Annotated in this window: 11 protein-coding genes; 4 read left to right on the top strand and 7 right to left on the bottom strand. The window is 56.7% G+C overall.

The annotated features are described in order from the left end of the window. Positions 1 to 13 precede the first annotated feature (13 nt). From rsmG to rpmH, 7 genes are all read right to left on the bottom strand, one after another. The gene (rsmG, locus tag C5F71_RS12880; protein WP_104911259.1) at positions 14 to 658 is read right to left on the bottom strand and encodes a 16S rRNA (guanine(527)-N(7))-methyltransferase RsmG; all 645 of its coding nucleotides are present in this window, start codon (positions 656 to 658) and stop codon (positions 14 to 16) included. Beyond that, positions 655 to 2,547, bottom strand: coding sequence for a tRNA uridine-5-carboxymethylaminomethyl(34) synthesis enzyme MnmG (mnmG, locus tag C5F71_RS12885; RefSeq protein WP_104912619.1), 1,893 nt, complete (start codon positions 2,545 to 2,547; stop codon positions 655 to 657). The genes rsmG and mnmG overlap by 4 nt, the downstream gene beginning before the upstream one ends. A 550-nt stretch (positions 2,548 to 3,097) precedes the next feature. Next, entirely contained in the window at positions 3,098 to 4,468 is a 1,371-nt protein-coding gene (gene mnmE / locus C5F71_RS12895; protein ID WP_070996612.1) for a tRNA uridine-5-carboxymethylaminomethyl(34) synthesis GTPase MnmE, read from the bottom strand. A 79-nt stretch (positions 4,469 to 4,547) separates the two neighbouring features. Continuing rightward, complete coding sequence (gene yidC, locus C5F71_RS12900; RefSeq protein WP_029290187.1) at positions 4,548 to 6,230, bottom strand: membrane protein insertase YidC; 1,683 nt, start codon at positions 6,228 to 6,230, stop codon at positions 4,548 to 4,550. A gap of 2 nt (positions 6,231 to 6,232) precedes the next feature. Beyond that, positions 6,233 to 6,478, bottom strand: a complete 246-nt coding sequence (yidD, locus tag C5F71_RS12905) for a membrane protein insertion efficiency factor YidD (RefSeq protein ID WP_010465488.1) — start codon at positions 6,476 to 6,478, stop codon at positions 6,233 to 6,235. Further along, positions 6,471 to 6,875: a ribonuclease P protein component gene (gene rnpA, locus C5F71_RS12910; protein WP_029290189.1), complete on the bottom strand. Its 405-nt coding sequence runs from the start codon at positions 6,873 to 6,875 to the stop codon at positions 6,471 to 6,473. Before rnpA ends, yidD begins: the two co-directional genes overlap by 8 nt. A 16-nt stretch (positions 6,876 to 6,891) precedes the next feature. Then, positions 6,892 to 7,026: a 50S ribosomal protein L34 gene (gene rpmH, locus C5F71_RS12915; RefSeq protein ID WP_003213577.1), complete on the bottom strand. Its 135-nt coding sequence runs from the start codon at positions 7,024 to 7,026 to the stop codon at positions 6,892 to 6,894. A gap of 585 nt (positions 7,027 to 7,611) precedes the next feature. On the opposite strand from rpmH, the gene dnaA reads away from it, so the two are divergent. From dnaA to gyrB, 4 genes are read left to right on the top strand one after another with little or no spacing between them, the layout of a single operon-like run. Beyond that, on the top strand, positions 7,612 to 9,132 hold the full coding sequence (dnaA, locus tag C5F71_RS12920) for a chromosomal replication initiator protein DnaA (RefSeq protein ID WP_029290191.1): 1,521 nt from the start codon (positions 7,612 to 7,614) through the stop codon (positions 9,130 to 9,132). Positions 9,133 to 9,171: 39 nt separating this feature from the next. Next, on the top strand, positions 9,172 to 10,275 hold the full coding sequence (gene dnaN, locus C5F71_RS12925; protein ID WP_029290193.1) for a DNA polymerase III subunit beta: 1,104 nt from the start codon (positions 9,172 to 9,174) through the stop codon (positions 10,273 to 10,275). Positions 10,276 to 10,295: 20 nt separating this feature from the next. Next, positions 10,296 to 11,399, top strand: a complete 1,104-nt coding sequence (gene recF / locus C5F71_RS12930; RefSeq protein ID WP_029290195.1) for a DNA replication/repair protein RecF — start codon at positions 10,296 to 10,298, stop codon at positions 11,397 to 11,399. A 4-nt stretch (positions 11,400 to 11,403) separates the two neighbouring features. Continuing rightward, positions 11,404 to 13,821 (top strand): DNA topoisomerase (ATP-hydrolyzing) subunit B, encoded by a 2,418-nt coding sequence (gene gyrB / locus C5F71_RS12935; RefSeq protein WP_032857164.1) that lies wholly within the window; start codon positions 11,404 to 11,406, stop codon positions 13,819 to 13,821. Positions 13,822 to 13,853 lie beyond the last annotated feature (32 nt).

Below are 13,853 nucleotides of genomic sequence, written 5' to 3' on the forward strand. Positions count from 1 at the left end.
CTTGTGTTCCCAATCATGCCGTGCGGCGCAGTATCAGCAGATGGCGTTGGCCTTGGCAACCGGGTACGGCCAAGGCGTGTTCGCTATCGAGGTGGAAGTCTGCCGGCAATGCTAACAGCTCGTCGCTTGGATGAACGCCCTTCATTGCCAGCCAACGGGTGTTCAGGTCGCCCAGGTGGCGCGTCCAGTTGCTGAAGTTCTCCATGCTGCTGAAGGCCCTGGAAACAATTCCATTGAAGGGCTGCTCAGGCGTGAAGGCTTCTACGCGGCTGTGGATAACTTGCAGGTTGTCCAGCTTGAGTTCGAGTTTGACCTGGGTCAGGAAGCGGGTTTTCTTACCGTTGCTGTCCAGGCATGTCACTTGCGACTCGGGAAACAGGATGGCCAGCGGGATGCCAGGCATGCCTCCGCCACTGCCAACGTCCAACCAGCGCCCGTTTTCGATGAATGGCATCACGCTCAAGCTGTCGAGCAAATGCCGCGAGACCATTTCGTCCGGATCGCGCACCGCAGTCAGGTTGTAGGCCTTGTTCCATTTGATCAACAGGGCCAGATAGCCCAACAGCAACTCATGCTGGGCTTCGGTCAGTTCCACGCCCAATTGGCGCGCACCTGTGGATAACTCTTCGGCGTGTTGCAAGGTGACCAACGAACTCAAGCGCTTTGCTCCAACTGACGGCCCGCGCCGCGTTTTTTCAAATGAATCATCAACAGCGAAATGGCTGCCGGGGTGACGCCCGGGATACGGGAAGCCTGGCCCAGGGTTTCGGGACGAGTTATCCCCAGCTTGCTTTGAATTTCTTTCGACAGGCCGGAAATCCCGGTGTAATCGATATCCACAGGCAGCTTGGTGTCTTCACTGGCGCGCAGTCGAGCGATCTCGTCCTGCTGACGATCAATGTAACCGGCATATTTGGTCTTGATTTCGACCTGCTCGGCCACCTGTGGATCTTCTGCGCCGCCGCCAGTGACTTCGACCAGACCAGCGTAGTCGATTTCCGGACGGGACAGCAGGTTCAACAGGTTGTACTCGTGGGTCAGCGGCGTGCCAAATTTTTCGGCAATGGCATCGCCTTGCTCAGTACCCGGACGCACCCAAGTACTTTTCAGGCGCTGCTCTTCCACTTCGATGCTTTCGCGTTTTTTGCAGAACGCTGCCCAACGCGCGTCATCGACCAGGCCCAGCTCGCGACCTTTTTCGGTCAAGCGCAGGTCGGCGTTGTCTTCGCGCAGGATCAGGCGATATTCGGCCCGGGAAGTGAACATCCGATACGGTTCCTGGGTACCCAGGGTAATCAGGTCGTCAACCAACACCCCGATGTACGCTTCATCGCGACGCGGGCACCAGCTGTCTTTGCCCTGGGCGCGCAATGCCGCATTGGTCCCGGCCAGCAAACCCTGGGCGCCGGCTTCTTCGTAACCGGTGGTGCCGTTGATTTGCCCGGCGAAGAACAGGCCGCCGATCACTTTGGTTTCCAGGCTGTATTTCAAGTCCCGTGGATCGAAATAGTCATACTCGATGGCGTAGCCAGGTCGCACGATGTGCGCGTTTTCCATGCCGCGAATCGACTGCACGATCTGGATTTGCACGTCGAACGGCAGGGAAGTGGAAATCCCGTTCGGGTACAGCTCGTGGGTAGTCAAACCTTCCGGCTCGATAAAGACCTGGTGGCTTTCCTTGTCGGCAAAGCGGTGGATCTTGTCTTCGATCGACGGGCAATAGCGCGGGCCGATGCCCTCAATCACCCCGGAATACATCGGCGAACGATCAAGGTTGGCCGCGATGATTTCGTGGGTACGCGCATTGGTGTGGGTAATCCAGCAACTCACCTGCTTCGGGTGCTGCTCCTTGGACCCCATGAACGACATCACCGGGATCGGCGTATCCCCGGCTTGCTCGGTCATTACCGAGAAATCCACAGAACGCCCGTCGATACGCGGCGGGGTCCCGGTTTTCAGGCGACCGACACGCAGTGGCAGTTCGCGCAGGCGATGAGCCAGGGCAATGGACGGCGGATCACCGGCACGGCCACCCGAATAGTTCTGCATCCCGATGTGGATAAGTCCACCGAGGAAGGTACCGGTGGTCAGCACCACGGATTCTGCAAAGAAACGCAGGCCCATTTGCGTGACAACGCCGCGAACCTGGTCCTGTTCGACGATCAGGTCGTCAGCAGCTTGCTGAAATATCCACAGGTTGGCCTGGTTTTCCAGGGTTTCGCGTACTGCCGCCTTGTACAGAATGCGGTCGGCTTGTGCTCGAGTAGCACGCACGGCCGGGCCTTTGCGGCTGTTGAGCACACGAAATTGAATACCACCCTTGTCGGTAGCCATGGCCATCACACCGCCAAGGGCGTCGATTTCCTTGACCAGGTGGCTTTTGCCGATCCCACCGATGGCGGGGTTGCAACTCATGGCACCAAGGGTTTCCACGTTGTGCGTCAGCAACAGGGTTTTGACCCCCATGCGGGCTGACGCCAGTGCTGCCTCGGTACCGGCATGACCGCCGCCGATGACGATCACTTCAAAACGGGAAGGGAAATCCACCACGCACCTCGTGCCTGCTTATGTAGGTAATCAGGAATTGTCTGTTGAAAGAGTTTTGGAGCTATGGCGGCAAGTATAGGGACTTAGCCCTTCCTAAAGAACCCTTTGCACAAAATTTAACCAGCTGTGGATGAATCAGAGGTAATAGAAATTAAAAGAGAGAAATTTATTAAATCTTTGTTTTTATGTTTATTTCTACTGAGCCTACTTTCTGTGGATAGATCTCTATAGGCCTTTATTTACGTACTGTACAGAGATTCAAAAGTCTGTGGTTAGGTGCCAATGAGGCCCTTGGATAAGTGCTTTAAGCCTGTGGATTAAACAGGTGCTTATCCACAGGCTGGTTTTTACTCAGGTTTCGAGCCCTGTTATCAACTGGGCACAAGGGCGGTTATTCACAGGGCTTAATCCACAGAAATGTGTCACACACGGCAAATTTCACCCACAGCAAGGCAGCCTCGGGGGAGGTAAATTTGAGGAAATGCGAAGGTGTGCCCTGAAACGGACGAAACAGACAGGCACCCATTGCCTGTCTGTGAACAGCGAAGGGTTATTTACCGATGCAGAAGCTGGAAAAGATCCTGCCGAGCAGATCATCAGAGCTGAACGCCCCGGTAATTTCCCCCAGCAGTTGCTGGGCCTGCCGTAAGTCTTCGGCCAACAGCTCTCCCGCGCCCGCCAGCGTCAGCTGTGCTCTGCCGTGCTCAAGGGCGGCGCTGGCATGGCGTAGGGCCTCAAGGTGCCTGCGACGAGCACTGAAGCTGCTCTCCGAGGTCTGTTCATAACCCATGCACGCCTTGAGATGATCGCGTAGCAGTTCCAGGCCATCGCCGGCAGACTTGGCGCTGAGGCTGATCGTGACATGGCCATCGTCGCTGACTTCCAGGGCAATGGCTTCCCCCGTCAGGTCGGCTTTGTTGCGAATCAGCGTGACTTTGGCCGGGTCTGGCCGTTGTTCAAGGAATTCGGGCCACAGGGCAAAAGGATCCACAGCTTCAGGTGCTGTGGCATCCACCACCAACAGCACCCGATCTGCTTCACCGATGGCCTTGAGCGCCCGTTCCACACCGATTTTTTCCACCTGGTCATCGGTATCACGCAAACCGGCGGTATCGACCACGTGCAGCGGCATGCCATCGATATGGATGTGTTCGCGCAGGATATCCCGGGTGGTACCGGCAATCTCGGTGACGATGGCCGCTTCACGCCCCGCAAGAGCGTTGAGCAAACTCGACTTGCCGGCGTTGGGCCGGCCAGCAATCACCACTGTCATACCGTCGCGCAGCAATGCGCCCTGCCCGGCTTCCTTCAGTACTGTGGATAACTCATCGCGGACCTTATCGAGCATGGCCAGGACATGGCCATCGGCAAGAAAGTCGATTTCTTCTTCCGGGAAATCAATGGCTGCCTCGACATAGATGCGCAAACTGATCAGTTGCTCGGTGAGGTTATGCACACGCAGGGAAAACGCCCCCTGCAACGAGCGCAGGGCATTGCGTGCGGCCTGTGCAGAACTGGCCTCGATCAGATCGGCGATGGCCTCGGCCTGGGCCAGGTCGAGCTTGTCATTGAGGAACGCCCGCTCGCTGAATTCACCCGGCCGGGCCAGGCGGCAGCCCAATTGCAGGCAGCGCTGCAGCAGCATGTCCAGCACCACAGGACCGCCATGGCCCTGCAGTTCCAGCACATCTTCGCCGGTGAACGAGTTAGGCCCGGGAAAATACAGGGCCAGGCCTTCATCCAGCACCTCGAGGTCTTCAGCAAAAAAGGGCCCGTAATGCGCGTACCGGGGCTTCAGCTCGCGCCCGCTGATAGCCTTGGCGGCAATGCCGGCCAGCGGTCCGGAAATTCGAACGATACCGACACCGCCCCGGCCCTGGGCGGTGGCGACGGCAGCGATGGTTTCACGAGGAGCGCTCATCAGCGGTTTCCCAGACAAAAGTGACAGAATGCAAAACGCCCCACGAGGGGGCGTCTTGAGTGGTTATCCACAGAGTAAGTTACGCCTCGGCTTTTTTGGCAGCCGCTTCGATCTTACGTGTGATGTACCACTGTTGAGAGATCGACAACACGTTGTTGACCACCCAGTACAGGACCAGACCAGCCGGGAACCACAGGAAGAAGAAGGTGAAGATGATTGGCATCATTTTCATCACCTTGGCCTGCATCGGATCCGGAGGAGTCGGGTTCAGACGCTGCTGGATGAACATGGTCGCGCCCATGATGATCGGCAGGATAAAGAACGGGTCTTTGATCGACAAGTCAGTTATCCACAGCATGAACGGCGCCTGGCGCATTTCCACGCTTTCCAGGAGCACCCAGTACAGCGACAGGAACACCGGCATCTGTACCAGAATCGGCAAGCATCCACCCAACGGGTTGATCTTCTCTTTCTTGTACAGCTCCATCATGGCTTGCGACATCTTCTGCCGGTCATCGCCATGTTGCTCTTTCAGTGCAGCCAGTTTCGGTGCAACCGCACGCATACGGGCCATCGATTTGTAGCTGGCAGCCGACAGCGGGAAGAAAATCCCTTTGATCAGCATGGTCAGGAAGATGATCGACCAGCCCCAGTTACCGACGATGCTGTGGATATGTTGCAGCAACCAGAAGATTGGCTGGGCAATGAACCACAGGATGCCGTAATCCACAGTCAGTTCCAGACCTGGGGATAACTCCTTGAGTACCGCTTGGCTTTTCGGGCCGGCATACAAGGTGGCACTGGTTTCAGCCTTGGCACCTGGTGCAACGGTCAACGCCGGGCCAGTGAAACCAATGATGTAGTTGCCCTGGTTGTCCTTGCGGGTCTGAACCAGGTTGGCTTCACCCTTGTTCGGGATCCACGCGGTTACAAAGTAGTGCTGCAGCCAGGCTACCCAACCACCTTGCACCGTTTCTTTCAGCGCGGCCTTGTCGATATCTTTCATCGACACTTTTTTGTACGGCTCGTTACTTGTCCACAGGGCAGCGCCCAGATAAGTCGCGGTGCCAGTGGCAGTGCTGGAAGAAGGATCGGAGCTGCCGTCACGCTTGAGCTGGGCAAACAGGTTGCCAGTCCAGGCTTTTTCGCTGGTGTTGTCGATCAGGTAGGTGACTTTCAGATCGTACAAACCGCGAGTGAAGCTGAAACGCTTGATGTAATTGACGCCGTCGTGACTGAATTTCAGGTCGACGTTCAACTGGTTTTGGCCATCAGCCAGTTGATAAGTCTTCTGTTCGGTCGAATAAACCGGACGACCGGTAGCACGAGCATCAGGACCATCAGTGCCAGTCAGGCCGCTTTGCGCCAGATAAACACGTTCGCCACCGTTATCGAACAACTGGAATGGAACATCCGGATGGTCTTGGCGACGTGGATACAGTGGCAATTTCAGCTGGGCAATATCGCCGCCCTGTGGATCGATCGCCAGGTCCAGTACATCCGTTTTGACGTGGATGAGGTCTTTATTGGTGATGACCGCGTTGTCTACAGGGGTGCTGGTATCGGCATTCGCGCTGGGTACATCGGCACTGGCGGAAGCATTGTTACCCAACGGTGCATCTGCAATAGCAGGAGCAGACTGATTGGTAGCAACATTCTGAGTCGGCAGGGCAGCCTGGCCATAGTCCTGGTTCCATTTCAGAACCATAACGTAGGACACGATTGCCAGGGCGACGATCAGGATCGTGCGTTTAATATCCATGATTACTCGGCCATCGAAGAAGAACGGGAGGTAGGGATAGGCGGAACCGGGTCATAACCACCGGGATTCCACGGATGACAGCGACCTAAACGACGAAAGGTCAGCCAGCCACCGCGCAGAAGGCCATGATTTTCTATGGCTTCATACGCGTAGCAGGAACAACTGGGGTAGAAACGACAGTGGCTGGCCATCAGCGGACTGATGGCATAACGGTAAAACTGGATCGGAACGAGGGCCAGTTTACGCATCAGTGCTGTCTACCCCTACAGTTTCGGGGCTGACTGCTGGGGTCGGCTTGCTGGTGCGAGCCAAACGTTTCCAGAGCTTGCCGAAATGCTGAATCAATTCGGGGTTTTCTACGTCCCCCAAGCCTTTGCGCGCGACGATAACAATATCCCAACCAACCAGAGTGTCCTGGTGGAGGCGAAACGATTCGCGCATCAGACGCTTGAGGCGATTGCGCTCAACGGAGAGCTTTACGCTCTTCTTGCCGATCACCAACCCGAGACGGGGGTGATCCAGATCGTTGTTACGCGCAAGGAGCAGGAGATTTTTCCCCGGAACCTTGCCGGTGGGGGAGTCAAAGACTGCCTTGAAGTGCCGGGGGGTTAGCAGACGCTTTTCCCGACTGAAGTCCTGACTCACCACCAGTACCGGATTATCAAACTGCCAGACGCGCACGACCTTTGGCGCGGCGACGCGACAGGACAGCACGGCCGTTCTTGGTAGCCATGCGAGCACGGAAACCGTGAGTACGGGCGCGTTTGATGGTGCTTGGTTGGAAAGTACGTTTCATGGCGTGTTACCTGGTTCGTCCACAACGGGCCGGAATGGCCCCCGTTTTAAGAGACCGGGGATTCTAGAGAAAGCAAGCCTCTAGGTCAATTTCCAACCAGCTATTCCTTCAATTAGATATCTGCAGGCCCTGAGACCGATTCCATGAGGTTCGGCTTTCACGAGCAATGCCATAGATATAAAAATAAAGAAGGAAGTTATTTAAAGCTTTTCTGTAAAGCTTATAAAAGCTAGGGAGCCGATCATCTGTGGATAACTGACTTGAGACCATATTCCACGTGCTGTACAGAGGATGACAACACGGGGGAGAAGCAGTGCTCTGCCTGTGCTGCACTGTCGGATAAGCTGTGTGTGGAATGGCTACTTATCCACAGGCCAGTTACCCACAGACTTTCGACCCCACTTGTACAACGAGCTTAGGGGCGCTTATCCACAGAGCTTATGCACAGACCATTTGTCGCCTTTTTTACGGTTAAGGCATTGATTCTTGGCGGCCTGTGAGCAACCTACATGTGGATAAGTGGCCCGCTCGCCGCTACAATGGCGGCTGTTTTTGCCTCACCGGCTTTCAACTTAGGGGATATCCGTGTCAGTGGAACTTTGGCAGCAGTGCGTGGAGCTTTTGCGCGATGAGCTGCCTGCCCAGCAATTCAACACCTGGATCCGTCCACTACAGGTCGAAGCCGAAGGCGACGAGTTGCGTGTCTACGCACCCAATCGTTTTGTTCTCGACTGGGTCAACGAGAAGTACCTGAGCCGCGTTCTCGAATTGTTCGACGAACATGGCAATGGGATGGCTCCTGCGCTCTCCTTATTAATAGGCAGCAAACGCAGCTCCGTACCTCGCGCCGCCCCCAACGCGCCGCTTGCCGCCGCTGCGTCGCAAGCCCAGGCTGCCTCTGCCCCGGTCAATCATGCGCCGGCGCCCGCTGCGTCTATGCCGACGAAATCCGCCGCGCAGAAAAACGCGCCAGTCAGCGAAGAGCCCTCCCGCGACAGTTTCGACCCGATGGCAGGAGCCAGCTCCCAGCAGGCGCCGGTACGTGCCGAACAGCGCACGGTCCAGGTCGAGGGTGCGCTCAAGCACACCAGTTACCTGAACCGCACCTTTACCTTTGAAAACTTCGTCGAAGGTAAATCCAACCAGCTCGCCCGCGCTGCGGCCTGGCAGGTAGCCGACAACCCCAAGCATGGTTACAACCCACTCTTCCTTTACGGCGGCGTTGGCTTGGGTAAGACGCACTTGATGCACGCTGTGGGTAACCACCTATTAAAGAAGAACCCGAATGCCAAGGTCGTGTACCTGCACTCGGAGCGCTTCGTGGCCGACATGGTCAAGGCGTTGCAACTCAATGCGATCAACGAATTCAAACGCTTCTATCGCTCCGTCGATGCGCTGCTGATCGATGACATTCAATTCTTCGCGCGCAAGGAACGTTCCCAGGAAGAGTTTTTCCACACGTTCAACGCCCTGCTTGAAGGTGGCCAGCAGGTCATCCTCACCAGCGATCGCTACCCCAAGGAAATCGAGGGCCTGGAAGAGCGTCTCAAATCGCGCTTCGGTTGGGGCCTGACCGTTGCGGTAGAGCCGCCGGAACTGGAAACCCGGGTCGCGATCCTGATGAAAAAGGCCGACCAGGCGAAAGTCGATCTGCCTCACGACGCCGCATTCTTCATCGCCCAGCGCATCCGCTCCAACGTGCGTGAGCTCGAAGGCGCGCTCAAGCGCGTCATCGCTCACTCGCACTTCATGGGCCGCGATATCACCATCGAGCTGATTCGCGAATCCCTCAAAGACCTGCTGGCGTTGCAAGACAAACTGGTGAGTGTGGATAACATTCAGCGCACTGTGGCCGAGTACTACAAGATCAAGATTTCCGACCTGCTGTCCAAGCGCCGCTCGCGCTCGGTAGCGCGTCCGCGTCAGGTGGCCATGGCGCTCTCCAAGGAGTTGACCAACCACAGCCTGCCGGAAATCGGCGATGTATTTGGTGGTCGCGACCACACCACGGTCTTGCACGCGTGCCGCAAGATCAACGAGCTTAAGGAATCCGACGCGGATATTCGCGAGGACTACAAGAACCTGCTGCGTACACTGACAACTTGATGAACACCAGCGCAGCTTATTAAGGCAAGGGACTAGACCATGCATTTCACCATTCAACGCGAAGCCCTGTTGAAACCCCTGCAACTGGTCGCAGGCGTCGTCGAGCGCCGACAGACCTTGCCGGTACTTTCCAACGTACTGTTGGTTGTCGAAGGCCAGCAGTTGTCGTTGACCGGTACCGACCTGGAAGTCGAACTGGTTGGTCGTGTACAGCTGGAAGAACCCGCTGAGCCCGGTGAGATCACCGTGCCTGCGCGCAAGCTGATGGACATCTGCAAAAGCCTGCCCAACGACGCGCTGATCGACATCAAGGTCGATGAGCAGAAGTTGGTGGTCAAGGCCGGGCGCAGTCGTTTCACCCTGTCGACCTTGCCGGCCAACGACTTCCCGACTGTGGAAGAAGGCCCGGGTTCGCTGACCTGCAGCCTGGAACAAAGCCGTCTGCGTCGTTTGATCGAGCGCACCAGCTTCGCCATGGCCCAGCAGGACGTGCGTTACTACCTCAACGGCATGCTGCTGGAAGTCTCTGAAGGCATCATCCGTGCCGTGGCCACTGACGGTCACCGCCTGGCCATGTGCTCGATGAAGGCTGATATCGGCCAGCCGGATCGCCACCAGGTGATCGTGCCGCGCAAAGGTATCCTGGAGCTCGCGCGTCTGCTCACCGAGCCGGACGGTAACGTCAGCATCGTCCTGGGCCAGCATCACATCCGTGCGACCACTGGCGAGTTCACCTTCACCTCCAAGCTGGTAGACGGCAAGTTCCCGGATTACGAGCGTGTGCTACCCAAAGGTGGCGACAAGCTGGTGATCGGTGATCGTCAGGCGCTGCGTGAAGCGTTCAGCCGGACCGCGATCCTGTCCAACGAAAAGTACCGGGGTATTCGCCTGCAATTGGCCAACGGTCAGCTGAAAATCCAGGCCAACAACCCGGAGCAGGAAGAAGCCGAAGAAGAAATCAGCGTTGATTACAACGGCGGCTCGCTGGAGATTGGTTTCAACGTGAGCTACCTGCTTGATGTGCTGGGTGTGATGACCACTGAGCAAGTGCGTCTGATCCTATCCGACTCCAACAGCAGCGCCTTGGTGCAAGAATCCGATAACGACGACTCGGCTTATGTTGTTATGCCGATGCGCCTGTAATCATGTTCAGCAGAAGCTAGATGTCCCTCAGTCGCGTCTCGGTCACCGCGGTGCGCAATCTGCACCCGGTGACCTTCTCCCCCTCCCCCCGCATCAATATCCTCCACGGCGCCAACGGCAGTGGCAAAACCAGCGTGCTGGAAGCCATTCACTTGTTGGGCCTTGCTCGTTCCTTTCGCAGCGCCCGCCTGTTACCGGTGATTCAGTACGAGCAATTGGCGTGCACCGTATTTGGCCAGGTTGAACTGGCGCAAGGCGGGCATAGCAGCCTGGGGATCTCCCGTGATCGCCAGGGGGAGTTCCAGATCCGTATCGATGGGCAGAATGCGCGCAGTGCGGCGCAACTGGCGGAAATCCTGCCACTGCAATTGATCAACCCCGACAGCTTCCGCTTGTTGGAAGGCGCACCCAAAATTCGCCGGCAGTTCCTCGATTGGGGAGTGTTCCACGTGGAACCGAGGTTCATGGCCACTTGGCAGCGCCTGCAGAAGGCCCTGCGGCAGCGGAACTCATGGCTGCGGCATGGTACACTTGACGCCGCTTCGCAAGCGGCCTGGGACCGTGAACTGTGCCTGGCCAGCGACGAAATAGATGAATACCGCCGCACCTATATCAAAGCCTTGAAACCAGTCTTTGAACAGACCTTGAGTGAGTTGCTGGAACTCGAGGGGCTGACGCTGAGCTACTACCGTGGTTGGGACAAAGAGCGTGACTTGAGTGCAGTACTCGCCACCTCTTTGCAACGGGACCAGCAAATTGGCCACACCCAGGCAGGACCGCAACGCGCTGATTTGCGCCTTAGATTAGGTGCTCATAACGCCGCGGATATCTTGTCCCGTGGTCAGCAGAAGTTAGTGGTCTGCGCGCTGCGTATCGCCCAGGGGCACTTGGTTAGCCAGGCCCGACGCGGTCAATGTATTTATCTGGTGGATGATTTGCCGTCCGAACTGGACGAGCAACACCGCCGCGCGCTATGCCGCTTGTTGGAAGACTTACGCTGCCAGGTATTTATTACCTGTGTAGACCACGAATTATTGAGGGAAGGCTGGCAGACGGAAACGCCAGTCGCTTTGTTCCACGTGGAACAAGGCCGTATCACCCAGACCCACGACCATCGGGAGTGAAGGCATGAGCGAAGAAAACACGTACGACTCGACCAGCATTAAAGTGCTTAAAGGTTTGGATGCCGTACGCAAACGTCCCGGTATGTACATTGGCGACACCGATGATGGTAGCGGTCTGCACCACATGGTGTTCGAGGTGGTCGACAACTCCATCGACGAAGCTCTCGCCGGCCATTGTGACGACATCAGCATCATCATCCACCCGGACGAATCCATCACCGTGCGTGACAACGGTCGCGGCATTCCGGTAGATGTGCATAAAGAAGAAGGCGTATCGGCGGCAGAGGTCATCATGACTGTGCTCCACGCCGGCGGTAAGTTCGACGACAACTCCTATAAAGTATCCGGCGGTTTGCACGGTGTAGGCGTGTCGGTAGTAAACGCCCTGTCAGAAGAGTTGATCCTGACCGTTCGCCGTAGCGGCAAGATCTGGGAACAGACTTACGTGCATGGCGTACCTCAGGCACCCATGGCGATCGTCGGTGACAGCGAAACCACCGGCACCCAGATTCACTTCAAGCCTTCGGCTGACACCTTCAAGAATATTCACTTCAGCTGGGACATCCTGGCCAAGCGGATTCGTGAACTGTCGTTCCTCAACTCCGGTGTGGGTATCGTCCTCAAGGACGAGCGCAGCGGCAAGGAAGAGCTGTTCAAGTACGAAGGCGGCCTGCGTGCATTCGTTGAATACTTGAACACCAACAAGACTGCGGTCAACCAGGTGTTCCACTTCAACATCCAGCGTGAAGACGGCATCGGCGTGGAAATCGCCCTGCAATGGAACGACAGCTTCAACGAGAACCTGTTGTGCTTCACCAACAACATTCCCCAGCGCGACGGCGGTACTCACTTGGTGGGTTTCCGTTCTGCACTGACGCGCAACCTGAACACCTACATCGAAGCCGAAGGCCTGGCCAAGAAGCACAAGGTCGCCACCACCGGTGACGATGCCCGTGAAGGCCTGACTGCGATTATTTCGGTCAAGGTCCCGGATCCGAAGTTCAGCTCCCAGACCAAAGACAAGCTGGTTTCTTCTGAAGTGAAGACCGCTGTTGAACAGGAAATGGGCAAGTATTTCTCCGACTTCCTGTTGGAAAACCCTAACGAAGCCAAGTTGGTCGTCGGCAAGATGATCGATGCGGCACGGGCTCGTGAAGCGGCGCGTAAAGCCCGTGAAATGACGCGTCGTAAAGGTGCGCTGGATATCGCTGGCTTGCCGGGCAAACTGGCGGACTGCCAGGAGAAGGACCCTGCCCTCTCCGAACTGTACCTGGTGGAAGGTGACTCTGCTGGCGGTTCCGCCAAGCAGGGTCGTAACCGCCGCACCCAGGCAATCCTGCCGTTGAAAGGCAAGATCCTCAACGTCGAGAAAGCCCGTTTCGACAAGATGATTTCCTCCCAGGAAGTCGGCACCTTGATCACCGCCCTGGGCTGTGGCATTGGTCGCGACGAGTACAACATCGACAAGTTGCGCTATCACAACATCATCATCATGACCGATGCTGACGTCGACGGTTCGCACATCCGTACCCTGCTGCTGACCTTCTTCTTCCGTCAGTTGCCGGAGCTGATCGAGCGGGGCTACATCTATATCGCCCAGCCACCGTTGTACAAAGTGAAAAAGGGCAAGCAAGAGCAATACATCAAAGACGACGACGCCATGGAAGAGTACATGACGCAGTCGGCCCTGGAAGATGCCAGCCTGCACTTGAACGATGAAGCCCCGGGGATCTCCGGTGAGGCGCTGGAGCGTCTGGTAAACGACTTCCGCATGGTGATGAAGACCCTCAAGCGTTTGTCGCGCCTGTACCCTCAGGAGCTGACCGAACACTTCATCTACCTGCCAGCCGTCAGCCTGGAACAGTTGGGCGATCACGCAGCGATGCAAGATTGGCTGGCCCAGTACGAAGTTCGACTGCGCACCGTTGAGAAGTCTGGCCTGGTTTACAAAGCCAGCCTGCGTGAAGACCGTGAACGTAACGTTTGGCTGCCAGAGGTCGAGCTGATCTCCCACGGCCTGTCGAACTACGTCACCTTCAACCGTGACTTCTTCGGCAGCAACGACTACAAGACCGTGGTTACCCTGGGCGCGCAACTGAGCACCCTGCTGGACGACGGCGCTTATATTCAGCGTGGCGAACGCAAGAAGCAGGTCAAGGAGTTCAAGGAAGCACTGGACTGGTTGATGGCGGAAAGCACCAAGCGCCATACCATCCAGCGATACAAAGGTCTGGGCGAAATGAACCCGGATCAACTGTGGGAAACCACCATGGACCCAGCGCAGCGTCGCATGCTGCGTGTGACCATCGAAGACGCCATTGGCGCGGACCAGATCTTCAACACCCTGATGGGTGACGCGGTCGAGCCACGTCGTGACTTCATCGAGAGCAATGCCTTGGCAGTGTCCAACCTGGACTTCTGATAACGCATTTGCGAAACAAAAAGGCCAACGTT

Origin of the sequence: Pseudomonas sp. LG1D9 (assembly GCF_002949995.1) — a bacterium.
GTDB classification, from domain to species: domain Bacteria; phylum Pseudomonadota; class Gammaproteobacteria; order Pseudomonadales; family Pseudomonadaceae; genus Aquipseudomonas; species Aquipseudomonas proteolytica.